The sequence below is a fragment of the Neisseria sp. DTU_2020_1000833_1_SI_GRL_NUU_006 genome (assembly GCA_032388755.1).
GTDB classification, from domain to species: domain Bacteria; phylum Pseudomonadota; class Gammaproteobacteria; order Burkholderiales; family Neisseriaceae; genus Neisseria; species Neisseria sicca_C.
Map to the genome: position 1 here is coordinate 1241000 of CP135593.1, position 26407 is coordinate 1267406.

24 protein-coding genes are annotated in these 26407 nt (G+C 51.3%); 12 read left to right on the plus strand and 12 right to left on the minus strand.

Annotated features, from left to right (window positions below):
- Positions 1-199: 199 nt before the first annotated feature.
- Together ftsH and RSJ68_06090 are read right to left on the minus strand one after the other, a co-directional pair.
- Entirely contained in the window at positions 200-2155 is a 1956-nt protein-coding gene (ftsH, locus tag RSJ68_06085) for an ATP-dependent zinc metalloprotease FtsH (GenBank protein WNU98279.1), read from the minus strand.
- 64 nt (positions 2156-2219) lie between these two features.
- Positions 2220-2840, minus strand: coding sequence for an RlmE family RNA methyltransferase (locus RSJ68_06090; protein ID WNU98280.1), 621 nt, complete (start codon positions 2838-2840; stop codon positions 2220-2222).
- Between the two features lie 108 nt (positions 2841-2948).
- Between RSJ68_06090 and yhbY the strand changes: the two genes are divergently transcribed.
- On the plus strand, positions 2949-3233 hold the full coding sequence (gene yhbY, locus RSJ68_06095; GenBank protein ID WNU98281.1) for a ribosome assembly RNA-binding protein YhbY: 285 nt from the start codon (positions 2949-2951) through the stop codon (positions 3231-3233).
- A 180-nt stretch (positions 3234-3413) separates the two neighbouring features.
- Here yhbY and thrC read toward each other — a convergent pair whose 3' ends face one another.
- Both thrC and RSJ68_06105 read right to left on the minus strand, forming a co-directional pair.
- On the minus strand, positions 3414-4826 hold the full coding sequence (gene thrC, locus RSJ68_06100; GenBank protein ID WNU98282.1) for a threonine synthase: 1413 nt from the start codon (positions 4824-4826) through the stop codon (positions 3414-3416).
- Between the two features lie 143 nt (positions 4827-4969).
- Positions 4970-5341 (minus strand): hypothetical protein, encoded by a 372-nt coding sequence (locus tag RSJ68_06105; protein ID WNU98356.1) that lies wholly within the window; start codon positions 5339-5341, stop codon positions 4970-4972.
- Positions 5342-5489: 148 nt separating this feature from the next.
- On the opposite strand from RSJ68_06105, the gene RSJ68_06110 reads away from it, so the two are divergent.
- Positions 5490-6902, plus strand: coding sequence for a hypothetical protein (locus RSJ68_06110; protein WNU98283.1), 1413 nt, complete (start codon positions 5490-5492; stop codon positions 6900-6902).
- Positions 6903-7234: 332 nt separating this feature from the next.
- Entirely contained in the window at positions 7235-8548 is a 1314-nt protein-coding gene (locus RSJ68_06115; protein ID WNU98284.1) for a replication-associated recombination protein A, read from the plus strand.
- Between the two features lie 216 nt (positions 8549-8764).
- Here the strand turns inward: RSJ68_06115 and RSJ68_06120 are convergent, their stop codons facing one another.
- Positions 8765-9922 carry a sugar transporter gene (locus RSJ68_06120; protein ID WNU98285.1) on the minus strand — a complete coding sequence of 386 codons (1158 nt, stop codon included), beginning with the start codon at positions 9920-9922 and terminating at the stop codon, positions 8765-8767.
- 136 nt (positions 9923-10058) lie between these two features.
- On the opposite strand from RSJ68_06120, the gene RSJ68_06125 reads away from it, so the two are divergent.
- From RSJ68_06125 to RSJ68_06140, 4 genes are all read left to right on the plus strand, one after another.
- Positions 10059-10436, plus strand: a complete 378-nt coding sequence (locus RSJ68_06125) for a hypothetical protein (GenBank protein ID WNU98286.1) — start codon at positions 10059-10061, stop codon at positions 10434-10436.
- Positions 10437-10568: 132 nt separating this feature from the next.
- The gene (glyA, locus tag RSJ68_06130; GenBank protein ID WNU98287.1) at positions 10569-11819 is read left to right on the plus strand and encodes a serine hydroxymethyltransferase; all 1251 of its coding nucleotides are present in this window, start codon (positions 10569-10571) and stop codon (positions 11817-11819) included.
- A 163-nt stretch (positions 11820-11982) separates the two neighbouring features.
- Positions 11983-12888, plus strand: a complete 906-nt coding sequence (hemF, locus tag RSJ68_06135) for an oxygen-dependent coproporphyrinogen oxidase (GenBank protein WNU98288.1) — start codon at positions 11983-11985, stop codon at positions 12886-12888.
- Complete coding sequence (locus RSJ68_06140) at positions 12888-13052, plus strand: hypothetical protein (GenBank protein ID WNU98289.1); 165 nt, start codon at positions 12888-12890, stop codon at positions 13050-13052. Before hemF ends, RSJ68_06140 begins: the two co-directional genes overlap by 1 nt.
- 420 nt (positions 13053-13472) lie before the next feature.
- On the opposite strand, the gene tpx is transcribed toward RSJ68_06140, so the two are convergent.
- Both tpx and RSJ68_06150 read right to left on the minus strand, forming a co-directional pair.
- Positions 13473-13967 carry a thiol peroxidase gene (gene tpx / locus RSJ68_06145; protein ID WNU98290.1) on the minus strand — a complete coding sequence of 165 codons (495 nt, stop codon included), beginning with the start codon at positions 13965-13967 and terminating at the stop codon, positions 13473-13475.
- Positions 13968-14120: 153 nt separating this feature from the next.
- Positions 14121-14495 carry an MTH938/NDUFAF3 family protein gene (locus RSJ68_06150; protein WNU98291.1) on the minus strand — a complete coding sequence of 125 codons (375 nt, stop codon included), beginning with the start codon at positions 14493-14495 and terminating at the stop codon, positions 14121-14123.
- A 348-nt stretch (positions 14496-14843) separates the two neighbouring features.
- On the opposite strand from RSJ68_06150, the gene RSJ68_06155 reads away from it, so the two are divergent.
- The 4 genes from RSJ68_06155 to RSJ68_06170 all read left to right on the plus strand — a co-directional run bounded on the left by RSJ68_06155 (position 14844) and on the right by RSJ68_06170 (position 19061).
- A complete protein-coding gene (locus RSJ68_06155; protein WNU98292.1) occupies positions 14844-16151 on the plus strand; it encodes a homoserine dehydrogenase in 1308 nt (435 codons plus the stop codon).
- Positions 16144-16578: a hypothetical protein gene (locus RSJ68_06160; protein WNU98293.1), complete on the plus strand. Its 435-nt coding sequence runs from the start codon at positions 16144-16146 to the stop codon at positions 16576-16578. The genes RSJ68_06155 and RSJ68_06160 overlap by 8 nt, the downstream gene beginning before the upstream one ends.
- Before the next feature lie 142 nt (positions 16579-16720).
- The gene (locus tag RSJ68_06165) at positions 16721-17557 is read left to right on the plus strand and encodes a neutral zinc metallopeptidase (GenBank protein ID WNU98294.1); all 837 of its coding nucleotides are present in this window, start codon (positions 16721-16723) and stop codon (positions 17555-17557) included.
- A 121-nt stretch (positions 17558-17678) separates the two neighbouring features.
- A complete protein-coding gene (locus tag RSJ68_06170; protein ID WNU98295.1) occupies positions 17679-19061 on the plus strand; it encodes a phosphomannomutase/phosphoglucomutase in 1383 nt (460 codons plus the stop codon).
- A gap of 152 nt (positions 19062-19213) precedes the next feature.
- Here RSJ68_06170 and RSJ68_06175 read toward each other — a convergent pair whose 3' ends face one another.
- On the minus strand, positions 19214-19642 hold the full coding sequence (locus RSJ68_06175; protein WNU98296.1) for a hypothetical protein: 429 nt from the start codon (positions 19640-19642) through the stop codon (positions 19214-19216).
- 315 nt (positions 19643-19957) lie between these two features.
- On the opposite strand from RSJ68_06175, the gene RSJ68_06180 reads away from it, so the two are divergent.
- Entirely contained in the window at positions 19958-21733 is a 1776-nt protein-coding gene (locus tag RSJ68_06180; protein ID WNU98297.1) for an assimilatory sulfite reductase (NADPH) flavoprotein subunit, read from the plus strand.
- A 293-nt stretch (positions 21734-22026) separates the two neighbouring features.
- On the opposite strand, the gene RSJ68_06185 is transcribed toward RSJ68_06180, so the two are convergent.
- From RSJ68_06185 to mreD, 4 genes are read right to left on the minus strand one after another with little or no spacing between them, the layout of a single operon-like run.
- Positions 22027-22683, minus strand: a complete 657-nt coding sequence (locus RSJ68_06185) for a MarC family protein (GenBank protein ID WNU98298.1) — start codon at positions 22681-22683, stop codon at positions 22027-22029.
- An 11-nt stretch (positions 22684-22694) separates the two neighbouring features.
- The gene (rodA, locus tag RSJ68_06190) at positions 22695-23858 is read right to left on the minus strand and encodes a rod shape-determining protein RodA (protein ID WNU98299.1); all 1164 of its coding nucleotides are present in this window, start codon (positions 23856-23858) and stop codon (positions 22695-22697) included.
- Positions 23851-25890, minus strand: coding sequence for a penicillin-binding protein 2 (gene mrdA / locus RSJ68_06195; GenBank protein WNU98300.1), 2040 nt, complete (start codon positions 25888-25890; stop codon positions 23851-23853). The genes rodA and mrdA overlap by 8 nt, the downstream gene beginning before the upstream one ends.
- A gap of 9 nt (positions 25891-25899) precedes the next feature.
- Positions 25900-26403 (minus strand): rod shape-determining protein MreD, encoded by a 504-nt coding sequence (gene mreD / locus RSJ68_06200; protein WNU98301.1) that lies wholly within the window; start codon positions 26401-26403, stop codon positions 25900-25902.
- Positions 26404-26407: the final 4 nt, after the last annotated feature.

Below are 26407 nucleotides of genomic sequence, written 5' to 3' on the forward strand. Positions count from 1 at the left end.
CAGTTTTCAGACGACCTTTTTGTATTAATTACGAGATTTAAAAAAAGCAATCACATTACAACCTTCTAATTCTGACGACCTTCATTCCTTCTACTTATAACAGTAAAACTATACAAGCTGTACTTCTTCGCCTTACCCGTTTTGCAACAGTCATAATAAAATAAAAACGGCAGATTGAATAAGCTGCCGTTTTCCATGTTTATGATTTATTTCCAGAATCTTCGGAATTTCTGATCGGAGCAGATTCCTCAACGATAGTTTCCAGAGGTTCAGGCTCTGTTGCAGATTCGGATTGTTCCGGCTCATCCTGACGAATATTGTGACTGTAATCTTTTGGCGGGCTAGGTTGTTTGCCTGCCATAATTTCCAACACTTGATCACGATCGATGGTTTCCCAATCCATTAAAGCTTTACACATGGTTTCCATTTTATCGCGGTTTTCATCAAGGATTTTGTAGGCTAACTGATATTGTTCGTCCAAAATACGACGTACTTCAGCATCAATATCTTGTTGCGTTTTTTCGGAAATGTTTTGAGAACGGGTAACGCTGCGTCCTAAAAATACTTCGTCTTCGTTTTCCGAATAAACCATGACGCCCATTTTATCGCTCATGCCGTAACGGGTTACCATCTCCCGCGCCATTTGCGTGGCACGTTCGAAATCGTTGGCAGCACCGGTCGAAATTCGGCCGACGAAGATGTCTTCGGCAATACGGCCGCCAAACAAGATGGAAAGCTGACTGAGCATTTGGTCTTTATACATGCTGATACGGTCGCGTTCGGGAAGCTGCCAAGTCAAACCGAGCGCACGGCCGCGCGGCATGATGGTTACTTTATGAACGGGATCAGTAAACGGCAGGCTTTCGGCAACAATCGCATGACCTGCTTCATGGTAGGCAGTCGCACGTTTTTCGTCTTCATGCATTACCATGCTGCGGCGTTCTGGACCCATATAGATTTTGTCTTTGGCATCTTCGAAATCGCTTTGGTCGACTTTGGTTTTATTCCGACGGCCTGCAAACAGGGCGGCTTCATTAACCAAGTTGGCCAAATCCGCACCGGAAAAACCGGGGGTACCTCGAGCCAAAGAACCCAAATCAACAGATGAATCCAAAGGCACTTTTTTTGCGTGTACTTTCAAAATCTGTTCGCGACCGCGGATATCGGGTAGTGGAACCACCACTTGCCGGTCAAAACGGCCGGGACGTTGCAAAGCGGGGTCTAATACGTCCGGACGGTTGGTTGCGGCAATAACGATAACGGTCTGGTTGCTTTCAAAACCATCCATTTCTACTAAAAGCTGATTCAAGGTTTGTTCGCGTTCGTCGTTACCGCCGCCCAAGCCGGCACCGCGCTGACGGCCCACAGCGTCGATTTCGTCAATAAAAATGATACAAGGGGCGTTTTTCTTCGCTTGTTCAAACATATCGCGCACGCGGCTTGCACCGACCCCTACGAACATTTCAACAAAGTCAGAACCTGAGATACTGAAGAACGGTACGCCTGCTTCGCCTGCAATGGCTTTTGCCAGCAAAGTTTTACCTGTCCCCGGACTGCCCGCCAGTAAGATACCGCGCGGTACGCGCCCGCCCAAACTTTGATAACGGCTTGGAGCTTTCAGGTAATCAACGATTTCCTGTACTTCCTCTTTTGCCTCATCGCAACCGGCAACATCGGCAAAGGTAACTTTGTTGGTGTCTTTGTCCAAAAGGCGGGCACGGCTTTTACCGAAAGAGAATGCGCCGCCCTTACCGCCGCCACCGCTCTGCATACGCATAAAATAGAACCATGCGCCAATCAGCAGCAATACCGGCAACAGGCTGTAAAACAGGCTGGCGAGCATACTTGGTTTTTCTTCGGGGATAACGTTGACGCGGACTTTATTGTCCAAAAGCGTTTTAACCAAATTATCGTCCAAAGGCGCATTGGTGAAGAAAGAGGTTTTATCGGTACGCTCGCCTTTAATCAGATAACCGCTGACGACTGAGCCTTCGATATTGACATTGGCTACTTCACCGTTGTTTACCTGTTGGATAAATTGAGAGTATTCGATTTGCTGCTTGTTTTCCTGCTTGCTGGTCAGAGCGTTGAATGCGGCCATCAGGCCGACGCACAAAACAACCCAGAGCAGAATTGACTTAAAGGTATTCCCCACTTAGCCAGGCTCCATGATATAAAGATAAACGAAAGAAAGATTTTAAAACACGCTGTCTGTATTGTCAGCGTTTATTTTTTCCTAATAAATAAATCTCACTGGAACGATTGCGCGATGCCTCGGGCTTGCGCGTCTGCACCGTTCCGAAGATTTCGCGCATGGCTGCCATATATTCCTGATAGCCTGCTCCCTGAAATACCTTCACCAAAAAGCTGCCGCCCGTTTTCAAATGATTGACGGCAAAGTCCAAAGCCAGTTCGCATAAATAAAAGCTGCGGGCTTGGTCGGTTACGGCGTTACCCGACATATTGGGTGCCATATCGCAAATTACAAGGTCTAGCGGACGGGCATTCAGCAGGGTTTCAAATTTTGCCAATACTTCGTCTTCCCTGAAATCGCCCTGAATAAAAGAAACACCCTCTATTTCATCCATAGGCAGGATATCCAATGCGAACACGCGCCCTGAATTGCCGACCAGTTTTGCCGCTACTTGCGACCAGCTTCCGGGCGCGCTGCCTAAATCCGCCAAAACCGTACCGGGTTTAATTAATTTGTCTTTTTCGTTGATTTCCAGCAGTTTATATGCGGCACGGGCGCGATAGCCGTCTTTTTGCGCCATGTGGACGTAATGATCGTTGACGTGTTCGTGAAGCCAGGCTTTTGATGATTTTGAACGTACTGCCATAATTTATTTAATGATTTAGAGAAACGCCGTATTGTACGTTATTTTCCCCCGAGATTGCGCCAAATCGCGTACAATGCCGCATTATTCTTTCTTTTCAAGCACTAGAACATGACTGACAATAAATTAAGCACCAAAGAAATTTTGGAATTGAAAGCCCGCGCCCATCACCTTCATCCTGTTGTAATGGTGGGACAGCAAGGTTTGACCGAGTCCGTTATCAAAGAAACCGATGCCGCCCTGACGGCGCATGAGTTAATCAAAGTCCGTGTATTCGGCGACGACCGCGCCGAGCGCGTTGAAATTTGCAATGCGCTGTGCGAAGCCGTCGATGCGCAACTGGTTCAGCATATCGGCAAGCTGTTGGTGTTGTGGCGTAAAAACCTAGAGGCTTGAGAAAGCGTTTGGTTTCAAATAAAGTGAGGTCGTCTGAAAGCCTTGATTGGTTTTCAGACGGCCTTTAATTTTATGAATCTTGAAATCAGTGTAGAGATAAAGGCAGATCATTTTTTATCAAGACATGAAAGGTCGTCTGTAACACGAAAGCATGTTTCAGACGACCTCTCGGACAACGGCTTACTTATCTAAGGTTTCGCGGATGATTTCTTTGACGGCGGCTGCATTGTTCGGCACGACTCGGACGCGCTGAGGCAATTTTTCCAAACCTTCCAGCGCGGCAGGGCGCGGAATGGCGACATCGCCGACGGCTTCGTGTATGGTCGCATCGAATTTCGCTGCCAACGCGGTTTCCAAACACACAACCGTCTCCCCCTCTTCGCGCACTTCGCGGGCGACTTTTACGCCGTCGGCAGTGTGCGGGTCGATGAGTTCTTTATCTTGCTCGTAAACCTGTTTGATGGTGGCGAGGCGGTCGGCGTGGGTAGATTTGCCGGAAGTAAAGCCGTATTTGCCGCCGACTTTTTCCAAGGCAAACTGCAAATCAAAGCCCTTGCCCGCCGCGACTTCCGCCCACAGCGTGTTGATTTCCTGAGGATCGCGATCCATCAGGTCGAACACGAAACGCTCGAAATTAGACGCTTTGGAAATGTCCATAGACGGGCTGGAGGTAACATAAGTATGCTCGCTGTTGCGCGGGCGGTATGCGCCAGTTTTGAAAAACTCGTCCAACACATCGTTTTCATTGGTCGCGACAATCAGGCGGCGGATAGGCAGGCCCATCTGTTTGGCGATGTGTCCCGCGCAAACATTGCCGAAGTTGCCGCTCGGCACGCAGAAACTGACCTGCTCGTCATTGCTTTGCGTCGCCTTGAAATAGCCCGCAAAGTAATAAACCACTTGCGCGACGATGCGTCCCCAGTTGATCGAATTGACCGTACCGATATGGTATTTTTCCTTGAACGCGGCATCGTTCTGCACCGCCTTCACAATATCCTGACAATCGTCAAACATCCCCTTCACGGCGATATTGTGGATATTCTCGTCTTGCAGGCTGTACATTTGCGCACGCTGGAACGCGCTCATCTTGCCGTCGGGCGACAGCATAAATACATTTACGCCCTTTTTACCGCGCAAGGCATATTCCGCAGCCGAACCCGTATCGCCGCTGGTCGCGCCCAAGATATTGAGTTCCCTGCCCTTTTGGTTCAACACATATTCAAACGCATTGCCCAAAAACTGCATCGCCATATCCTTGAACGCCAGCGTCGGGCCGTTGGACAGGGCTTGGATTTTGATACCGTCGGACAAAGTACGCACAGGCGTGATTTCCTTAGAGCCGAACGCCGCTTCCGTATAAGTACGGTTCAGAATATCGCGCAAATCGTCCGCCGGAATATCCGTAACAAACAGGCTCATCACCTCAAACGCCAGCTCCGGATAGCTCAAACCGCGCCACTTGTCCAAAGTCTCGCGGCTGACCTGCGGATAACGCTCCGGCAGCATCAAACCGCCGTCGGGCGCCAGTCCCATCAACAAAACCTCGCTAAACGGTTTATGCGCCGTCTCGCCGCGCGTACTGATATATTTCATGATTTCTTCTCTATAAAAACAAAAAAATTGTTGATCCAAACAGGAAGCCCGTCTGCGAATCATCCCGCAAGCCGCCCTATCCCGACCTTAATCCACTATAAACTTTCAGACGACCCCGATACACAGAGGTCGTCTGAAAAACATTATCTATACAAACGCTTGAAACAAGCATTGACGGTTTTCACCGTTACCGACGCAATCGCCCGATCGCGCGAAGAAGGATTCAAAACATCCATCAACTCTTGCGCGGACACCTGATTCGGCGCTTCCTCGCTCGCGCAACCGCAGATTTTATCTTCCCACTCGCGCTGCTTGTCCGCGCTCATCGTCAGCGCGACCAAACGCCACTCGTTGCGCTTGTTCAACTCCGAACGGCACTGATGATCGACCGCCATTTTCACCACGCTGCCGCCGATACCCGTACCGCCGCCCAAACCGCCGAACGCCGAGTCAGAATCATAAGCGCAACCGCCCAACAACGCCGCCACAGAAGCAACGGCAACAACCTTTTTCATATTCATAGCCATCCCTTGCCGCAAGGTCGTCTGAAACGCCCCGCAAAGTCTTTAAATAAACGCGTATTATACCGTAAGCGGCGTGAGATGGGGGATTGGGGAAAGTCGGGGTATAATCCGTTTTTTTGGGAAAATAGAGAATTTATCAATGGTTAAAAAATTAAAAGTTAAATTAAAAGCTCAATCAAAAGCTAACTCAAACGAAAACACGCAAAACCCTAAAGAGAATCAAGAGAAAATGGCTGACGAGGGTATTCAAAAGCATTCAGAGCATACCGCTGCAAATAAACAGCCTGAATCAGAAGACAATGTACAGAATAAAAATAAACCTACGCGCTTATGTAATTTTTTTATAAAAATTAAAGAATGGAGAGAAGCAAGAAAAAATAAAAACTCAAAGAAGGCAGATGAAAATGCCACAGAAAACAATGATGCTGCAAAACAGGCAGAAATAAAACAAACTGATACGGTTGAGCAACCCAAAGAGCAAAGAAAACCATCTGATCATTTGGAAACCATCAGCAAACTCATCGGAATATCGACAGTATTAGGGATACTCGTCGGTGGATTTGTTATATTTGCTTATCTCTTAAAGATTAATCAATTAAGCATTCTTCCTGATGTATTCAGCAATCCGTCTAGCCTAATCGCTGCAAGTACAATTTTTATAATTATTTTTATTATTATATTTTTATTGTATCAACTTTTAGTGTATTTATTATTACCAGATTTAGCTCTTTTAATACAGGACATTCGAAGCCTAAAATCTCCTAAGTCAAATCGCTCTGATAAAAGCGTTGGATGGGTAAAAATATTATTATTTATAATATTTTACTTGGTATTTGTTTATGCTCTTTCTCGATTACTCGAAATTTTTTTAAAATATTTATTCCCACAAGCAAAAAATATATATCCACTTGTGATAATAATAAATGTCTTTATAGTTCTCTATTATTTTTATGAAAAATGGATTAAAGATCCCAATTCAATTTATAAAATTCCAATTAAGGGAGCCATGACATATATCATAACATTATGTCTATTGATATTCGGTTTTAGCGATAAAATAGCAATTTTATATTTTACCCATTCCATTGAAATTCCTGAAAACTCTTCATGGTATTTACTACACAATAACTTCCAACAAAACAACGGCTCTCAAGAAATCAACGGCATCGACAAAAATGACTTTATCAAGTTAAAACAAAATTTCAAATGTTCTATTCTTTCAGAAAAAGAAAAAGAAGACAAAAACATTAATTGTTCTCCGATTCCCGAACAACGCAACAACGCCCTATACGGTTATATGGCGTGGAATTTGGGCGACACCAAGGTTTTCTGTCCACCAACTATTGATAATCAAAAAGCCGACTCCACTAAAATTAAAGATGACGACTCTAAAACTGAAGAACAAAAAGCAGCTGACGAATTAGCTGCTAAAGAAGCTAAAAAATTAGCTGAAGAATGTATCGTCATCAGCGGAAAAGCCCTGCAAATTTTGCCGGAAGGTTATATCTCTACCGAACCTATCCAACAACTAAAATATGATGTAAAAAAGTAGACAATCGGGATCAACTGCTGCAACTGTAATCATGATTCGCCAAGAAACAAGGATGGTCATCCTGATATAGGATACACGGACAAAAAAATCTGCCAGTAAGTTATGGCAAATCCATACCGTCATTCCCGCGCAGGCGGGAATCCATCTTTGGAGATTGGAGATAAGTAAAGCCATAAAAATCAATCAACTGAAATTCACAAACGGATTCCCGCCTGCGCGGGAATGACGGCTGTGATGTATCCTGTCTTTATTGTTCCCTTTGCCATCCGTCTGTTTTCAGACGACCTGCTATAATCCACGTCGTCTGAAAACCCTCTTTCACGGAAACCGCCATGTCCGACCTCTTCACCCGCCAACCCGATGCGCCGCTTGCCGAACGCCTGCGCCCGCATACGCTTGATGATGTTATCGGGCAGCAGCATTTAATCGGCGAAGGCAAGCCGCTGCGTGTGGCGGTGGAAGGCGGGAAGCCGCATTCTATGTTGCTGTGGGGGCCGCCGGGTGTGGGCAAGACGACGTTGGCGCGGATTTTGGCGCAGAGTTTCAATGCCCAGTTTCTGCCTGTTTCCGCCGTATTTTCCGGCGTGAAAGACATACGCGAGGCAATCGACAAGGCTGAAATCGCTTTGCAGCAGGGACGAGCGACGATTTTGTTTGTCGATGAAGTCCACCGTTTCAACAAGGCGCAGCAGGACGCGTTTCTGCCCCATGTCGAAAGCGGTTTGCTGACCTTTATCGGTGCGACGACGGAAAACCCGTCGTTTGAAGTCAATCCCGCGCTGTTGAGCCGCGCGCAGGTGTATGTTTTGCAATCCTTGTCTTCAGACGACCTCAAGAAACTGATTGCCAAAGTATTGGCCTTGCCCGAATACCAAGATTTCACGATTGAAGCCGATGCGCAGGAGCTGCTTGTCAATACCGCCGACGGCGATGCGCGCAGATTGTTGAATCTGTTGGAACAACTTTTACGCGCCGCCGACACACGTCGTCTGAAAACCCTGACCGCCGAATTTCTCGCCGACAGTCTCGGGGCGCAAATCCGCCGTTTCGATAAAGGCGGCGAGAGTTTCTACAACCAAATCTCCGCCCTGCACAAATCCGTGCGCGGTTCGCATCCGAATGCCGCGCTGTATTGGTTCTGCCGTATGCTCGACGGCGGCACCGACCCGCGCTACCTCGCCCGCCGTATCGTGCGCATGGCGTGGGAGGACATTGGGCTTGCCGACCCGCGTGCCTTCCAAATCGCCAACGATGCCGCCGCCACTTTCGAACGCTTAGGCTCGCCCGAAGGCGAACTCGCGCTGGCACAAGCCGTGCTGTACCTTGCTGCCGCCGCGAAATCCAACGCGGGCTACAAGGCATACAACCAAATGCGCCGCTTCGTCAAAGAAAACGCCAGCGATGAAGTACCCGTCCACCTGCGCAACGCCCCGACCAAATTGATGAAAGAATTGGGCTACGGACGCGAATACCGCTACGCCCACGACGAACCGAACGCCTACGCCGCCGGCGAAAGCTATATGCCCGACGGCTTGGACGAACCCGATTTCTACCAACCCGTCCCGCGCGGGCTGGAAATCAAAATCGGCGAAAAGCTGGAATGGCTGAAATCGCTGGATGAAGAAGCGTTGGATAAGCAGAAGTAAATGGTGTAGATAAAGTTTCAGACGACCCCAAACGTCGTCTGAAAATCCGATCATCGAAAAGAAAAACCGGATTTCCATCAAAGGAATCCGGTTTATTTTACTCCACACTTACAAATTCATTCTGACGCCTACGCGGACGGAGCGTACCGGCAGCGGGGCGATGTATTTAAATAAAAAAGAAACGTTTTCAGACGACCTCTTTTTTATACAACCCTCTTATTTCCGCATTTCAACCAACATCCGACACACGCCTAATCCTGCCGCTGCCAAGATCGCGGCGACAAAGCCGATGTTGGAAATGCCTGCCCAGACGGTAACGTAATGTCCCAAAAGCGCGCCGCCGCCGATGCCGACGTTGTAGAGGCCTGAGTAAATCGAGTTGGCTACATCCGTCGCATCCGAGGCAAAGTCCAATACTTTGGAGACCATGCCGAGGCTCAAGACGACGATGGCGATACCCCAGACAAACACCAGCGCGTAAACGGCTATCGGGTAAGCGGCAAGGGGAAGCAGGCAGAGCGTTGAAGCCATGATGACAGATACCGAAGTCAGCAGGAATACGCGTTGGTGTTTGGCAAACCATTTGCCGAACAAATACGACGCGGCAAATCCCGCCAGCCCGTACAGGCTCAAGACGATGGTCACTTGTTCGGGTGCGAAGCCGCCGGCTTGCAGGACGAAGGGTTCGATATAGCTGTATGCCGTAAAGTGGGCGGTAATCAGGAGGACGGTCAGCGCGTAGAGTAGCATGAGGTTTTTGCGCTTGAGCAATCCGGGCAGGCTTTTGAGCGAACCTGTGTTCACGCTGGGCAGCAGCGGCAGGTTTTTCGCCAATATGCCCATGACCGCTGCCGCGCAAAGTCCGATAAGCAAAAAGCTGAACTGCCAGCTTGAGTGTTGCCCGATAACGCGCCCAAGCGGAATGCCTGCCACCATCGCCATGACCGTCCCCGTACTGAGTAGCCCCAAAGCCTGATTGCCTTTACCCTGCGGCGCGACACGTACCGCCAGCGAGGCGGTAATCGACCAAAACACGGCGTGCGTCAGGGCGATGCCGATGCGGCTGATGAGCAGGATTTCGAAACTTCGGGCGAAATAGGAAACGATGTGGCTGAGGGTAAAGAACGCGAAGAGGATGAGCAGCAGCTTTCGGCGTTCGATGTTTTTCGTTGCCAGCATCAGCGGCAGCGACAGCAGCGCGACAATCCACGCATACACGGTAATCATGATGCCGACTTCGGTCGGCGGCATATTGAAGGTCGCGCCGATGTCGCTCAATAGGGCAATCGGGATATATTCGGTGGTGTTGAAAATGAATGCGCCGACTGCCAGGGCGATGACGCTTAGCCATTGTTTGTTTGTGTTTGCTGACATTGAGGTTTCCCTTTTTATATTTTTCTTCAAGATTTTAACGAATCTGTAATTATACTACTTTCAGACGACCTTCCTACTGCGCCGACACAAAATTCCGCCCTAGACGCTCCCGCCTCATCGGCATACAATCATTCGCATGAACACCAAACGCCCCAAGCTCTCCCGTTTTGCCCATATTTACGGCATGAACGGGCAATTCGTCCTGTTGGAACAGCATTCCGAGTGGATGCCGGTCAACGATGCCGACTACGACAATGCGCCCGCCTTGCCGGAGGGGTTCGTGTTTGCGGACGAAGCGTTCTATACGACCGACGGCAGCGTGCCGCCGCTTGTCCTGCCCGACAACATCAAAATCTTCAACGAAGAAGCGCGCAAACTCGAACGCCGCAGGCTCGATGCGCTGGCTTTGGAAGAGTTGGGCAAAAACCTCGCCGCCGCCCAAGCCGAGAGCGACCTCGAAGCCCTGCTCGAAAAAATCGAATTTCATTTGAAACAAGACAATCTGTTCAAATAAAACTTTTCAGACGACCTCCCAAGCAGCAAAGGGGTCGTCTGAAAGATAAAATCGTTGACAATCCAAACCGATTTGGTACATTGTTCAACACTTATCAATCCCCGTTTCCCAACCGACAAAGGAGTCGAGAAGATGTTTTCAAAAAGCGTCAACCTAGCCCAATATGATCCGGAGCTGGCAGCCGCCATCGCCCAAGAAGACCAACGCCAGCAAGACCACGTCGAACTGATTGCTTCCGAAAACTACGTCAGTTGCGCCGTGATGGAGGCACAAGGTTCGCAATTGACCAACAAATACGCCGAAGGCTACCCCGGCAAACGCTACTACGGCGGTTGCGAATACGTCGATATCGTCGAACAGCTGGCAATCGACCGCGTCAAAGAACTCTTCGGTGCGGAATACGCCAACGTCCAACCCCATTCCGGCTCCCAAGCCAACCAAGCCGTGTACGCCTCCGTCCTCAAACCCGGCGACACCATCCTCGGCATGAGCCTCGCACACGGCGGACACCTGACCCACGGCGCGAGCGTTAACATTTCCGGCAAACTCTACAATGCCATTACCTACGGTTTGGATGAAAACGAAGTCCTCGATTACGCCGAAGTCGAACGCCTCGCGCTTGAACACAAACCCAAAATGATTGTTGCCGGCGCATCTGCCTACGCCCTGCAAATCGACTGGGCGAAATTCCGTGAAATCGCCGACAAAGTCGGTGCCTACCTTTTCGTCGATATGGCGCACTACGCAGGTCTGATTGCCGGCGGCGAATACCCCAACCCCGTCCCATTCTGCGACTTCGTGACCACCACCACCCACAAAACTCTGCGCGGCCCGCGCGGCGGCGTGATTTTGTGCCGCGACAACACACATGAAAAAGCGTTGAACTCTTCCATCTTCCCAAGCCTGCAAGGCGGTCCGCTGATGCACGTCATCGCCGCCAAAGCCGTTGCGTTCAAAGAAGCCCTGCAACCCGAGTTCAAACAATACGCGAAACAGGTGAAAATCAATGCCGCAGCGATGGCGGAAGAATTGGTCAAACGCGGCTTGCGCATCGTTTCCGGCCGCACAGAAAGCCATGTTTTCCTCGTTGACCTGCAACCGATGAAAATCACCGGCAAAGCCGCCGAAGCCGCATTGGGCAAAGCAAACATCACCGTCAACAAAAACGCCATCCCGAACGACCCGGAAAAACCGTTCGTTACCTCCGGCATCCGCATCGGCTCCGCCGCCATGACCACGCGCGGATTTAACGAAGCCGACGCCCGTGTCCTTGCCAACCTCGTTGCCGACGTTTTGGCAAATCCTGAAGACGAAGCGAATCTGGCAAACGTCCGCAAACAAATCACCGCGCTTTGCGACAAATACCCCGTTTACGGCGCGTAACCGGCTTGCCCGTTTAAGCATCTTGCAACACGGAAAGGTCGTCTGAAAATCCCGAAAAAGGGTTTTCAGACGACCTTATTTGTTCATTTCAGACTACAATACCGAATTAAATTCTCTCATCAACCCGACGAACTCCGTCTCATCATAAAAGCAAGGAATACCCATGCACACCGAAGCCGTTTTAACCGTATTGAAAAACCTGCAAAACCAAATCTGCACCGCGCTTGAGCAAGAAGACGGCGGGGCGGTGTTTGCGCATGAGGAATGGACGGGCAAATTGGGTGTGGGCGAAACCCGCGTCTTGAAAAACGGCGCAGTATTCGAGCAGGCAGGCGTGAATTTTTCGCATGTGAAAGGCAGCAAAATGCCCGCTTCGGCGACGGCGCACCGTCCTGAATTGGCGGGCGCGGCGTTTGAGGCGATGGGCGTGTCGCTGGTGATTCATCCGAAAAATCCGTATGTGCCGACCAGCCATGCGAACGTGCGCTTTTTTATCGCGTATCCGGAAGGCGGCGAGCCTGTGTGGTGGTTCGGCGGCGGCTTTGACTTGACGCCGTTTTATCCGTTTGAAGAAGATATTTTGCACTGGCACACGGTCGCGCGGGACGTATGCGCGCCGTTTGGGGAAGCGGTTTATCCCGAGTTTAAAAAATGGTGCGACGAGTATTTTTACCTGAAACACCGCAGCGAAACGCGCGGCGTGGGCGGTTTGTTCTTCGACGATTTGAACCGCTGGGATTTCGATACCTGCCTGAAGTTCATCAAGGCGGTCGGCGAAGGCTATATCGAAGCGTATCTTCCGATTGTGGCGAAACGCAAAAACACGCCGTACGGCGAACGCGAGCGCGAGTTCCAGCTTTACCGGCGCGGGCGTTATGTGGAATTTAATTTGGTTTGGGACAGGGGTACGCTGTTCGGTCTGCAAAGCGGCGGGCGCACGGAAAGCATTTTGATGTCCATGCCGCCTTTGGTGCGCTTCGAATATCAATACGCGCCCGAAGAAGGTTCGCCCGAAGCGCGGCTGAACGAGTTTCTCACCGCCCGCGACTGGCTCTCGGAGATGAAATAATGGAGGATAAACGCAAGCCCGACGCCCATCCTTCGGACAAATTCATCCTTGCCATGATTGTCATGGCGGTGTTCCTGGTGATCATCATCGGCGGCGGATTTATCGCCGTAGAATATTTCAAGGCGCATCCCGAAGTGTTTGAATTGAAGCCGCCTGCGAAATAGTTATAGTAAACACACTTAACTTTAAATACAGCATATCACCAAATTCCGTCATTCCCGCGCAGGCGGGAATCCATTGTAAAATTTGAGAAACCTCGATTTGAAAAACAGTTTCTGAATTTCAAAAATGGATTCCCGCCTGCGCGGGAATGACGACAACCGGTAAATTGCGTATCGAAAATAAAGTATAGTGGATTAAAATAAAAATGAGACAAGGCGGCAACGCCCGCCGTGTACGGGTAGTACATAAGGGCGTTGGCAACGCCGTATCATTGCAATTTTAATCCACTATATCTTTACTGTCTGCGGCTTCGTCGCCTTGTCCTTATTTAAATTTAATCCACTATAATTTAGCTGTAGGAAGAAAGACAAAAGGTCGTCTGAAACTTTTCAGACGACCTTTTTCAGCTTTAAAACCCTTGTTTACAAAACAGCCAAAGCCGCGTCGTAATCAGGCTCGTTGGCGATTTCGGCAACCAGTTCGCTGTGCAGGACTTTGTCGTTTTCGTCCAAAACCACAACGGCACGCGCAGTTAGTCCGCGCAACGGGCTGTCGGTCAGGGCAACGCCGTAATCGGCGGCAAAGCTGCTGCGGAACGTAGACAGGTTCACAACATTGTCCAAACCTTCCGCGCCGCAGAAGCGGGCTTGGGCAAACGGCAGATCGGCGGAGATGCACAACAAGACCGCGTTGTCCAAAGAAGACGCGCGTTGGTTAAATGTACGCACGGATTGGGCGCACACGCCGGTGTCGACGCTTGGGAAAATGTTCAATACTTTGCGTTTGCCCGCAAAATCCGCCAAAGTTTTCTCGGACAGGTCGGCGGCGGTCAGGCTGAATGCAGGCGCGGTTTGACCGACAGCGGGCAGGTCGCCGGAAGTATGGACAGGGTTGTCGTGGAAGGTAATTTGAGCCATAAGGGTTTCCTTTTTGGGGTTGACAGAAAAATATTGACGAGGATAGAAGGTTTTTATCTGTTTGCCAAGCGATACATAATTAAAGGCGATATGCTCAAAACAGGTCGTCTGAAAAATTTCAGACGACCTATTTCATATGCGCCGTATGCCTGTTCACACCCAAAGCCAAGCCCAAACGCTGCGCCCTTCGCCTTGCAGCAACACCAGCGTGCGGCAGGCGGAGGCTGTGTTCATACATTCCAACCCGATGCCGTGTGCGGCAAGTTCGGCGGCGATTTTCGGATGGAGGAACTGCTGCTTCTCCCCCGTGCCGATAATGATGACTTCGGGCAAGCCGTCCGAATCGGAGGTCGTCTGAAACAGGTCGGCGGCAGTCAGTTCGGACGGCGTTTGCACGTTCATTGCTTCGATTTTGCCGTTGTGCCAGATGATGGGCGCGGTGTAGGTTTTGCCGCCCGCTTCGATTGCGCCCGCCCGATAAGCGGTCAGGCTTAGGGTTTCATCGGTTTTGTTTTCTTCAATCAGCATTTTTCTTCCGTTTCTTTCTCGGCTTGATATATCAATTTCAAACAGGCTTGCCGCCCTTTCGCCGCGTTCCGTAAAAAAGGTGCAAAATCAGGCAATTTCAGGTAGGATGGGCGACTTTAGCCTGCGTCTTCCGCCCTTGCAAAATCAGCATTATAGTGGATTAACTTTAAACCAGTACGGCGTTGCCTCGCCTTGCCGTACTATCTGTACTGTCTTCGGCTTCGTCGCCTTGTCCTGATTTAAATTTAATCCACTATATCAATCCCCTGCGGCGGCGTCACGTTTCGGGCTTTCTGAATTTCTGTTTTTACTTTTTGATTTAAGAGAATCGGCTCACAAGGAGGCACAATGAAGCCAGTAAACATCGGTCTTTTAGGTTTAGGTACGGTCGGCGGCGGTACGGCTGCCGTGTTGCAGGACAATGCGGCGGAAATCAGCCGCCGTTTGGGACGCGAAGTGCGCATCAGTGCCGTATGCGACTTGAGCGAAGAAAAAGCCCGCCAAATCTGCCCGTCCGCAGCCTTCGTCAAAGACCCGTTCGAACTGGTCGCGCGTGAAGACGTCGATGTCGTCGTCGAATTGTTCGGCGGTACCGGCATCGCCAAAGATGCGGTATTGAAAGCCATTGAAAACGGCAAACACATCGTTACCGCCAACAAAAAACTGCTCGCCGAATACGGCAACGAAATCTTCCCGCTGGCGGAAGAAAAAAATGTCATGGTGCAATTTGAAGCGGCTGTGGCGGGTGGCATCCCGATTATCAAAGCCCTGCGCGAAGGCCTCGCCGCCAACCGCATCCGCAGCATCGCCGGCATCATCAACGGCACCAGCAACTTCATCCTCTCCGAAATGCGCGAAAAAGGCAGCGCGTTTGCCGACGTATTGAAAGAAGCGCAAGCATTGGGCTACGCCGAAGCCGATCCGACCTTCGACATCGAAGGCAACGACGCAGGCCACAAAATTACTATCATGAGCGCGCTGGCATTCGGCACGCCGATGAACTTCCCAGCCTGCTATCTCGAAGGCATCAGCAAACTCGACAGCCGCGACATCAAATATGCCGAAGAACTCGGCTACCGCATCAAACTTTTGGGCATCACCCGCAAAACCGATAAAGGCATCGAATTGCGCGTCCATCCGACCCTGATTCCCGAAAGCCGCCTCTTGGCAAACGTCAACGGCGTGATGAACGCCGTGCGCGTCAACGCCGATATGGTCGGCGAAACCTTATATTACGGCGCAGGCGCGGGCGCATTGCCGACCGCTTCCGCCGTGGTTGCCGACATCATCGACATCGCACGCCTGATTGAAGCGAATACCGACCACCGCGTACCGCATCTGGCGTTCCAACCCGCACAAGTCCAAGCGCAAACCATCCTGCCTATGGACGAAATCACCAGCAGCTACTACCTGCGCGTCCAAGCCAAAGACGAACCGGGTACGCTGGGGCAAATCGCCGCGCTTTTGGCAAAAGAAAACGTGTCCATCGAAGCCTTAATCCAAAAAGGCGTCATCGACCAAACCACCGCCGAAATCGTGATTCTGACCCACAGCACGGTCGAGAAAAACATCAAGCGCGCCATTGCCGCCATCGAAGCATTAAGCTGCGTGGAAAAACCGATCACCATGATCCGCATGGAAAGCCTGCATGACTGAGCCGAAAAACGAAATGTCCGCTGAAGAGCAAGCCGCGGCGCGTAAAAAAGCGAAAGCCAAAATCCGCACCATCCGCATTTGGGCGTGGGTCATTTTGGCACTGCTCGCCGCGACTGCCCTGCTCTCGCAATGCGCCATGTCCAAACCGCAGGCTAAGCAGAACATCTTTGAATCTTGCGTGAAAAACATCCCCTTTGCCGAAAAATGGCAAAACGATTTGAAAGCAAGAGGCTTGGATTCAAACAACAGCAAACTCGCCACCGATTACTGCACCTGTATGTGGGACAAGCCTTTGGACAAACTTTCCGAAGAGCAAATCCGTTCATTGGGCAAACTCAGCCCTCAAGAGCAGCTCGACCTGCTCGGCGGCGCGCAAGCGTTTGAAGATCGCGACAAGCAGTGTGTGACAGGTTTGAAGGCGGAATAATCCGGTTTTAACATAGCAAAAAGGTCGTCTGAAAAAACTCCGTTTGGTGTTTTCAGACGACCTTTTCTCATATAGGCAGGCATCACTCCGCCCCTTCACGGTATAATCAGCCCATATCACTTCACAACAAGGAACACACAAGATGGATTGGAAAGGACGCGAACAGAGTCAAAACGTAGAAGACCGACGCGGCAGCAGCGGTGGAGGCGGCGGTAGGACGCCCGGCATCCTCGGCATCATCGTCGTTTTGATCGGCGCTTATTACGGCGTCGATTTGAGCGGCTTGGTCGGCACGCCTTCCATGGGTACGGGTTCAACCCAAACCTCCCAGCTCAAACCTCAAGAAGAAGCCGAACTGAACGAACTTGCCCGCGTCGTCCTCGCCGATACGGAAAAAGCTTGGGGCAGCTATTTCAAACAAATCGGACGGACCTACACCCCGACCACGCTGGTGTTATACAACGGCGGCACATCCACCGCCTGCGGCATGGGTCAATCGGCAATGGGGCCGTTTTACTGCCCGGGCGACAAAAAAGTCTATCTCGACTTAGACTTTTATAGGGATATGCAGACCAAACTCAACTCTGCCAGCGATGCCGCGTTTGCCTACGTCATCGCACACGAAGTCGGACACCACGTCCAAAACCTGCTCGGTATCCTGCCTAAAGTCCACAGAATGCAGCAGCAGGTCGGCAAAAAAGAAGCCAATGCCCTTTCCGTCAAACTCGAATTGCAGGCGGACTGCTACGCGGGCATTTGGGGGCATTACGCCGTCAACAATAATATCTTCAAACCCGAAGACATCCCCAAAGCCATGCTGGCTGCCGAATCCGTCGGCGACGACCGCCTGCAGAAAGACGGGCAGGGCTACGTCGTTCCCGACAGCTTTACACACGGCTCGTCCGAACAGCGCATGGCATGGCTCAAACGCGGTTTGGACAGCGGCGACATCAATCAATGCAACACTTTCGGCAATTGATTGAAACCGCAGTGAATGGTTATTTGATATAACCCCCAAAGGTCGTCTGAAAGCCTTCAGACGACCTTTGCCTATGTTAGAATAAGCCCGTTTTCCATTCACAATCACAAAGGAAACCATCATGGCAAACATTGCCCGCGACATCTTCAAAGCCTACGACATCCGAGGCATTGTCGGCAAAACCCTGACCAACGAAGCCGCCTACCTCATCGGCAAAGCCATCGCCACCCGAGCCGCCGAAAAAGGCATCACCCGCATCGCACTCGGACGCGACGGACGCTTGAGCGGTCCCGAATTGATGGAACACATCCAACGCGGCTTTACCGACAGCGGCATCGACGTCCTCAATGTCGGCATGGTCGCCACCCCCATGCTTTATTTCGCCGCCATCAACGAATGCGGCGGCAGCGGCGTGATGATTACCGGCAGCCACAACCCCCCCGATTACAACGGCTTCAAAATGATGCTCGGCGGCGACACCCTCGCAGGCGAAGCCATCCAAGGACTGCTCGCCCTGATCGAAGCCGACAAACTGACCGCTTCCGATAAAAAAGGCAGCGTAACCGAAAAAGACATTTCCAGCGAATACCACAACCACATCGTCGGCCACGTCAAACTCAAACGCCCCATGAAAATCGCCATCGACGCGGGCAACGGCGTAGGCGGCGCATTCGCAGGCAAGCTCTACAAAGGTTTGGGTAACGAAGTGACCGAACTTTTCTGCGAAGTGGACGGCAATTTCCCCAACCACCATCCCGACCCTTCCAAACCGAAAAACCTGCAAGATTTGATTGCCGCGCTGAAAAACAGCGACGCCGAAATCGGCTTGGCTTTTGACGGCGATGCCGACCGCTTGGGCGTCGTCACCAAAGACGGCAACATTATTTATCCCGACCGTCAGCTCATGCTGTTCGCCCAAGACGTTTTGAGCCGTAATCCCGGCGCGAAAGTCATCTTCGACGTCAAATCCACCCGCCTGCTCGCACCGTGGATTAAAGAACACGGCGGCGAACCCGTCATGGAGAAAACCGGCCACAGCTTCATCAAGTCCACCATGAAAAAAACCGGCGCGCTGGTTGCCGGCGAAATGAGCGGACACATTTTCTTCAAAGAACGCTGGTTCGGCTTCGACGACGGCATGTACGCCGGCGCGCGCCTCTTGGAAATCCTGTCTGCCTTTGACAATCCGTCCGAAGTCCTGAACAGCCTGCCGCAAAGCATTTCCACGCCCGAACTCAACATCGACCTGCCCGAAGGCAGCAACGGCCATCAGGTTATCGACGAACTCGCCGCCAAAGCCAAATTCGAAGGCGCGACCGAAATCATCACCATCGACGGTCTGCGCGTAGAATTCCCCGACGGCTTCGGCCTGATGCGCGCCTCCAATACCACACCGATTTTGGTGTTGCGCTTCGAGGCAGATTCCGACGAAGCCATCGGGCGGATTCAAAACCAGTTCAAAGCCGTCATCGAAAGCAATCCCGCGCTGAAATGGCCGCTGTAAACGGTTAACGCTTTAAAGCTCGAAAGGTCGTCTGAAAACAGAAATGCAGATACTGCCAAACTGTTTTCAGACGACCTTTTGCTGTTTTCTGAATTTAATATCCCTTCCCCTAGAGACGAATTCAATTTCATGTCAGTCATGACTGGCGCTTATTACAATCGCAACTCTTCAAAATGGTTACTTACCGTAACATTTGAAACAGTAGGAAAATCCATCAGTTCTGGGTTGATTATGTAATTTGTCAAACTATCAGAAGGATTCAAATGGTAAATAGTCGTCAAAACATTAACAAAAAACCTTTCCCCTTTTACCGTTATTTTTTCATCGACATCCGTTATAAAATAAATTTCCCTATCTTTCAGATATATGATTTGATTTCTCTTCAAATCTACCGTCCATTCCTCAATCGATTTATTCATGAGTGCATTTTGAATATACAGTTCAAACTGATGGCCATAAGAAAAATCTATTCCTACTTTAATAAATAAATCATCTCCAAAAAATTTGGATTCAAAATCAGCCCATAGCTCATCTTGAAATTTTTTATTTACTTCTTTTATGAAATCATTAAATTCAATCATCTGATTACCTCCGACGGCAGCTTTATATAAGCTGCTTGATTAGTTGTCCGATGGACATCTGCGCTTTTGCTGCCCCTTAAAAATCTCAAAGGATTATAGTCGGGTCGTCTGAAAACCGATATCAACCCTCTCCCCCTCTCCCAATCCAGAATATAACGAAATCGCATTAAATTAAAACCAAGCATTCTTTCCGTTTTTCAGACGACCTGTTTACAGTATCGCCACTGTTTTCAGAAAAATCACCATTCAACCAAACAATTAAAGCCGCGCAGGCAACGATCTGCCTCAAGCAGCCGTCCGCACAAAGGAACCGACATGACCCCGGCCAACCCGCTTCCCAACGAACTTTCCGCACAACTCGCCGCCCTCTCGCCTACACAGCTCGCTTGGCTTTCCGGCTACTGCTGGGCGCAAAGTCAAGGGGCGGCGGGCGGTTTGAGTGTTTCCGCAGCTCCCGCCGTTGCAGCCCCCGCGCGACGCGTGTTGGTCTTATCCGCCTCGCAAACGGGCAATGCGCGCGGCGTTGCCGAATCTTTACACGCCAAACTCAAAAACGCCGACGTAGAAGCCGTATTGAGCAGCGCGGGTGACTTCAAAAGCAAAACCCTGCCCGATGAAGACATCGTGTTATTGGTAACATCCACGCAAGGCGAGGGCGAGCCGCCCGAAGAAGCCCTGCCGCTGTATAAATTCGTCTTCGGCAAAAAAGCCCCCGATTTGGGCAAACTCACTTTTGCCGTCTTAGGTTTGGGCGATTCTTCCTATCCCAATTTCTGCCAAGCGGGCAAAGACTTTGACGCCCAATTTGCCGAACTGGGCGCACGTCGTCTGAACGACTTGGGCATCTGCGATTTAGAGTTCCAAAGCGCCGCCGACGCGTGGATAGAAGCCGTCGTCCCCCTAGTTGCCGAGCTTGCCGCGCAAACCGCCGCCGCATCCGTGGCAACCCCTGCCGCCCCTCAAACCGCAGGCACTGTCTATACCAAAGACAAACCCTATACCGCCACCCTGTCCGTCCGCCAAAAAATCACGTCCCGCTCCGCCGAAAAAGACGTGGAGCACATCGAAATCGACCTGTCCGGTTCCGGACTGCACTATCAGGCAGGCGACGCATTGGGCGTACTCCCGCTCAACGCTCCCGCTTTGGTTCAAGAAATCCTCGATTTGCACCAATTAAGCGGCGAAGAAAAAATCCGCCTTTCAGACGACCTCGAAACCGACATCCGCACCGCCCTGACCGAGTCCGCCGACATCACGCAAAACACGCCGGCACTCGTGCAGCAATACGCCGAATTGTCCGGCAGCGAAGAACTCAAAACCACAGCCGCCGACAAAACCCGATTGGACGCCTACCTCGCCGCCACCCCGCCCGTCGGCGTCTTCGCCGCCTACCCCCATCCCTTGGACGCGCAAACCCTGTTCCAACTTTTCCGCCCCCAAACCCCGCGCCTTTACTCCATCGCCTCCGCGCAAGACGAAGTCGGCGAAGAAGTCCACCTGACCGTCGGCGTCGTCCGCTTCGAACACCACGGCAACACCTACACCGGCGCAGCCTCAGGCTATCTGGGCGAACGCCTTGAAGAAGGTGGTGAAGTACGCGTTTTCGTCGAACCCAACCCCAACTTCCGCCTGCCCGCCGACGGCGACACCCCCGTCATCATGATAGGCGCAGGCACAGGCATCGCTCCCTTCCGCGCCTTCATGCAGCAACGCGCCGCCAACGGCGACAACGGCAAAAACTGGCTCATCTTCGGCAACCAACGCCTCGCCGACGACTTCCTGTACCAGCTTGAATGGAGCGATTACCGCAAAGACGGCACCCTCACACGCGCCGACTTGGCATGGAGCAGGCAGGGCGAACACAAAGTCTATGTCCAACACAAAATCGCCGAACACGCCGCCGAAGTCTGGAACTGGCTGCAACAAGGCGCACACCTCTACGTCTGCGGCGACGCCATCCGCATGGCACGCGACGTAGAAACCTCCCTGCTCAACGTCATCGAAACCCAAGGCAAACTCAGCCGCGACGATGCCGAAGACTATCTCAACGAAATGCGCGAAGACAAACGCTACCAACGCGACGTCTATTGATACCGCCCCAAACGAAAGGTCGTCTGAAAAGCCCAAATCGGGTTTTCAGACGACGGCGAATTCGTATTTGAAGTACATCAATTACAGAAACGGCAGCATACGGTCTTTCCTGCAAGAAAGATTGATATGGGCTCTACACACAACTGACCTAGACGATAAAATTAAAAGTCAGGACAGTTGAAGAATATTGCAGGACATGTCATCTAAAACACAAAACCATTTTCAGACGACTTTTTATGTTGAAAAATATGAACAGACACACGATAAATTCCGCCTTCTGCGCAATCTATGAGCTACCCTGCCAGTTGCGGGAAAATGGATTTCAATCCGGCAACGATGATTTCTACGGAGACGGCGGCAAGCATCATGCCCATGATACGGTTAAGGATGGTCAGTCCTGTCGTACCCAGTTTTTTGCTGATTCGTCCTGCAACAACGAGGATGGCGTAGCAAATCAGGCTGACAAGGAAGCCTGCGGCGAGAATCAAAGCAATATCGCTGTAATTTTTGGCGGCTGAGGCGTAGATGATGACGGTGGAGATACCGCCCGGACCGATGGTGATGGGGATGGCGACGGGAACGACGGCGATGGCTTTGGCGTTTTTTTGGATGTGTGGTACAACACCCTCTTCCTTGTCGCCACCGATATTTTGTTTGGCGGGGTTATCGTTGCCGTTCATCATGGAGATGGCGATAAGCAATACCAAAATACCGCCGCCGACTTGGAAAGAGCCGACGCTGATGCCTAAGATTTTCAACAACATCCCGCCCGTCAAGGTGAAGACGGCAATGACGATGAAGACGGCGAGCGCGGCGGTGCGGGCGATGCGGCGTTTTTCTTTGGTGCTGTGATCCTGCGTCAAATCGAGGTAAATCGAAAGCGCGCTGAACGGGTTGATCAGTACAAGGAAGGCAACCAAAAGTTTGCCGATTTCTACACCTAATTCCATTTTTTATTCCCTTATTGGTTTTTTGTAGAGACGTTTACGTCCGCTTTGTCATTGAATTCGTAGCGGCGTTTGGTTTTGTGCTCGCTGGAAATACCCATCAGCAGCGCAAGTACGGTCATGATGGAGAGTGTTGCAGTGCCGCCGTAGCTGACCAACGGCAGGGGGACGCCGACAACGGGCAAAATGCCGCTCACCATGCCCATATTCACAAAGGCGTAGCAGAAAAAGGTCATGGTCAATGCGCCGGCAAGCGTGCGGCTGTAAAGCGATTGGGCTTTGGCGGCAATCAGCAGTCCGCGCGTCAGGATAACGAGGTAAACCAGCAGCAGCAAGATGTTGCCGATCAAACCGAATTCTTCGCCATATACGGCAAAAATGAAGTCGGTCGTGGACTCTGGAATGTAATCCAAATGCGTTTGTGTGCCGTTGAGCCAGCCTTTCCCCCAGACACCGCCCGAACCGATGGCAATCATGGACTGGATGATGTGGTAGCCTGCGCCCAAAGGGTCCTGCGTCGGGTCAAACAGTGTCAGGACGCGGGTTTTCTGATAGTCGTGCATCCCGTAGTTCCATAAAAGCGGCAATGCGGCAACGAAGGCGACGATGGCGGCAAAGATGACTTTCCACGGCAGACCTGCGAAAAAGACGATGAAAATACCCGATGCCATAATCAAAACCGCCGTACCCAAGTCGGGCTGTTTCAAAATCAGCGCAACGGGGATGAGGATTAAAAGCATGGCGATGACGTAGTGAAACCATTTCAGACGACCTTCGTGCCGCTGGAAGTACCAAGCGACGGTCATGGGCAGGACGATTTTCATGATTTCGGACGGCTGGATGCGCGTGAAACCCAGCTCCAGCCAGCGTGTAGAGCCATTGACGGTCACGCCTGCGACTTCGACGGCGACAAGCAGCAACACGCCAATCAGGTACATCGGCAGCGCAACCTTTGCGGCATCACGCGGCTTGAACGAGGCGACAAACCACAGCAGTGCAAAGCCGACAACCGTATGCAGGGTTTTGTGTTCAAGCTGGCCGAAATCCTGCCCGTCCGCCGAATAGAGCAAAAACAGGCTCATAATGTAGATGGCGAGCATGGGGAAAAACAGCCACGGGTCTATCGGAGCAGATACGGTACGCTTGATTTTTGCCCACATTCCAACCGTTTCATTCATGATTTGCTTCCTCCTGTTTCAGACCGTAGGCTTTTTGGAATATGGTCGGCGGTTGGGGTTGTGTGCGGTGTTGTTGCGGTTCGGGCATTCCGCCTGCGTCGGGGTCGTCTGAAAACTGCTGCGGCTTGACGTTGAGCATATAAAAATCGGTCAGGCTGCGGGCAAGCGGTGCGGCGTAGGCACCCCAGCCGCCGTTTTCCAGAATCACGGCAATGGCGATTTCAGGTTTTTCCAAGGGGGCAAACGAAATAAACCACGCATGGTCGCGGTGTTGCTCGCGCAAGGCTGCGGCGTTGTAACGACCGCCCTGCTTGATTTGCACAACCTGCGCCGTACCCGTTTTGCCACCCATGCTGTAAGCCAATCCGCCGCCGATGCGGTGTGCCGTACCGCCCGGTTTCAAGACTTTCTCCATCGCCTGTTTGACGTATTCGAAGTTATCTTGTTTGAACGGGATTTTGTATTCGGGATTGGGATTGATACGCGTGATTTTGCGTTTGTCGAAATCCAACAATTCTTTCACCAAATGCGGTTGATAAACCACGCCGTTATTGGCGAGCGAAGCGGTGGCGTGTGCCATTTGCAGCGGGGTGTAAGCGTTGTAACCCTGCCCGATGCTGACCGAGACCATCTCGCCTGCACGCCATTCTTTGGCGGTAGGATCGGACGATTTGGCAAAGCGTTTCGCCTTCCATTCGCGGCTGGGCAAAACGCCCGTATATTCGCTGGGCAGGTCGATGCCGGTTTTTTTGCCGAACCCGAATTGCGCTAAATACGGCGATGCTTTGTCTATGCCCATTTCGTAGCCCAAGCGGTAGAAAAAGGTATCGGACGACACCTGTATCGCCTTGCTCAAATTCGCCGAACCGTGACCGCTGCGTACGGAATCTCGGAAGACGTGGCGGCTGCCGGGGATGCTCCATGCGCCGGGCGCGGGAACGACCGTCGTTTGGGTAATTTTGCCGCTTTCCAGCAAAGCCATGCCCATAAACGGCTTAAACGTCGAGCCCGGCGGATACAGACCTTGCGTTACGCGGTTGACCAACGGCTTTTTCCAGTCATCATTCAAGGCTTTCCAAGTTTCGCTGTCGATGCCGTCGATAAAGAGGTTGGGATCGAAAGAAGGTTTGGAAACGAAAGCCAACACCGTACCATCTTGCGGATTGATGGCGACAATCGCCCCGCGCCTGTCTCCCAATATTTTGTCCGCCTCTTGTTGCATGCGGATGTCCATGCCCAAGCGCAAAGTTTGCCCCATGCGCGACGGCACTTTTTTCAAGACGCGAACAATATTGCCGTAAGCGTCTTTTTCCACTTCTTGATAGCCGGGCGCGCCATGAAGCTGCGGTTCGTAATATTTTTCCAGCCCCGATTTGCCGATGTGCGTGCTGCCGCGATAGAGTGCAGTCAAGCCCTCTTCTTCCAAAATTTCCTGATCTTTGTCGCTGATGCGGCCGATGTAGCCTAAAAAGTGTGAAGTCAGCTTGCCATAAGGATACTCGCGGAAAGTGCGCGAATTGACTTCTACGCCTTTAAACTCATTAAGATGCACGGACAATTTCGCCGCTTCTTCATCTGTCAGGCGCAGCTTGAGCGGGATGTTTTCAAATTTGCGGTAGCTTTCGCGGTATTTGTGGAAACGCTTCAAATCGGTAGGCGTAATATCGACATACTTCCGCAAGGCTTCGATGACATCCTCCATCTTGCCCTCAATACGGCTGGGGATGACTTCCAGCGAAAACACGGGATAGTTTTTTGCCAACGGTACGCCGTTGACATCTACGATTTCGCCGCGGACAGGCGGAGTCGGAATTAATGTGATGCGGTTGCTGGATGCCTGCCCGGAAAAATCGTCATGCCGGAACACCTGCAAATAAACAAACCGAGCCACCAATGCGGCAAACAGAACCACAATCAGGATAAACGCTACCAGCAGACGCAATAAAGAATCGGCTTGCGCCGCCTTTGCAGTCTGTGTTTTACCGCTACCGCCATTTTTCAGACGACGTTTCATAGTATTCAGTATAGACATGGTTTCACGTTATCTGTTGGCGCGATAGAAATTGGTCAGCATCAGCATCAACTGGCTCAAGAAAGGCCAAAGCAGCGCGCCTGCCAAAGGCGCGATGAAACTTTGCCAAGTAATGATTTGGTTGTTGAGGAACAGGCGCGCCGCCACCAAGACCGCCTGATGGCAGAACAATGCTGCCAATACCGCCCCGATCTGCATGATGTGGCCGTAGAGCATGATTTGACGGCGCGTGTTCAAGACGAAATACACCATGACCGTATAAGACAATGCGTGCAGCCCCAAAGTCGCTGCCGTTGCGGCATCGACTATCAAGCCGAGCAAAAACGCAATGCCCATGCCGACGCGTTGGGGATGATGCATAGACCAATAAAGCAGCATCAGCGCAGTCAGTTCGGGCAGCCAAAAAAACACATCAAAGGGAAAAGGCATGAAATCGACAAGCATGGTTACGGCAAAACTTGCCGCAATCACGCCGACAGGCATGGCACGGTAGGAATCGTCAAAATCGTTCATGAAT

What these genes read in the sequence shown, in the direction of transcription:
- tpx (WNU98290.1), bottom strand. Translation starts at nt 13,967, where the DNA reads ATGGCTCAAATTACCTTCCACGACAACCCTGTCCATACTTCCGGCGAC.
- RSJ68_06105 (WNU98356.1), bottom strand. Translation starts at nt 5,341, where the DNA reads ATGAAAAAGGTTGTTGCCGTTGCTTCTGTGGCGGCGTTGTTGGGCGGT.
- rodA (WNU98299.1), bottom strand. Translation starts at nt 23,858, where the DNA reads ATGAATGAAACGGTTGGAATGTGGGCAAAAATCAAGCGTACCGTATCT.
- RSJ68_06175 (WNU98296.1), bottom strand. Translation starts at nt 19,642, where the DNA reads ATGATTGAATTTAATGATTTCATAAAAGAAGTAAATAAAAAATTTCAA.
- glyA (WNU98287.1), top strand. Translation starts at nt 10,569, where the DNA reads ATGTTTTCAAAAAGCGTCAACCTAGCCCAATATGATCCGGAGCTGGCA.
- RSJ68_06125 (WNU98286.1), top strand. Translation starts at nt 10,059, where the DNA reads ATGAACACCAAACGCCCCAAGCTCTCCCGTTTTGCCCATATTTACGGC.
- yhbY (WNU98281.1), top strand. Translation starts at nt 2,949, where the DNA reads ATGACTGACAATAAATTAAGCACCAAAGAAATTTTGGAATTGAAAGCC.
- RSJ68_06115 (WNU98284.1), top strand. Translation starts at nt 7,235, where the DNA reads ATGTCCGACCTCTTCACCCGCCAACCCGATGCGCCGCTTGCCGAACGC.
- RSJ68_06180 (WNU98297.1), top strand. Translation starts at nt 19,958, where the DNA reads ATGACCCCGGCCAACCCGCTTCCCAACGAACTTTCCGCACAACTCGCC.
- RSJ68_06160 (WNU98293.1), top strand. Translation starts at nt 16,144, where the DNA reads ATGACTGAGCCGAAAAACGAAATGTCCGCTGAAGAGCAAGCCGCGGCG.
- hemF (WNU98288.1), top strand. Translation starts at nt 11,983, where the DNA reads ATGCACACCGAAGCCGTTTTAACCGTATTGAAAAACCTGCAAAACCAA.
- RSJ68_06110 (WNU98283.1), top strand. Translation starts at nt 5,490, where the DNA reads ATGGTTAAAAAATTAAAAGTTAAATTAAAAGCTCAATCAAAAGCTAAC.
- RSJ68_06165 (WNU98294.1), top strand. Translation starts at nt 16,721, where the DNA reads ATGGATTGGAAAGGACGCGAACAGAGTCAAAACGTAGAAGACCGACGC.
- RSJ68_06140 (WNU98289.1), top strand. Translation starts at nt 12,888, where the DNA reads ATGGAGGATAAACGCAAGCCCGACGCCCATCCTTCGGACAAATTCATC.
- RSJ68_06120 (WNU98285.1), bottom strand. Translation starts at nt 9,922, where the DNA reads ATGTCAGCAAACACAAACAAACAATGGCTAAGCGTCATCGCCCTGGCA.
- RSJ68_06155 (WNU98292.1), top strand. Translation starts at nt 14,844, where the DNA reads ATGAAGCCAGTAAACATCGGTCTTTTAGGTTTAGGTACGGTCGGCGGC.
- RSJ68_06090 (WNU98280.1), bottom strand. Translation starts at nt 2,840, where the DNA reads ATGGCAGTACGTTCAAAATCATCAAAAGCCTGGCTTCACGAACACGTC.
- mreD (WNU98301.1), bottom strand. Translation starts at nt 26,403, where the DNA reads ATGAACGATTTTGACGATTCCTACCGTGCCATGCCTGTCGGCGTGATT.
- RSJ68_06170 (WNU98295.1), top strand. Translation starts at nt 17,679, where the DNA reads ATGGCAAACATTGCCCGCGACATCTTCAAAGCCTACGACATCCGAGGC.
- RSJ68_06150 (WNU98291.1), bottom strand. Translation starts at nt 14,495, where the DNA reads ATGCTGATTGAAGAAAACAAAACCGATGAAACCCTAAGCCTGACCGCT.
- RSJ68_06185 (WNU98298.1), bottom strand. Translation starts at nt 22,683, where the DNA reads ATGGAATTAGGTGTAGAAATCGGCAAACTTTTGGTTGCCTTCCTTGTA.
- thrC (WNU98282.1), bottom strand. Translation starts at nt 4,826, where the DNA reads ATGAAATATATCAGTACGCGCGGCGAGACGGCGCATAAACCGTTTAGC.
- mrdA (WNU98300.1), bottom strand. Translation starts at nt 25,890, where the DNA reads ATGTCTATACTGAATACTATGAAACGTCGTCTGAAAAATGGCGGTAGC.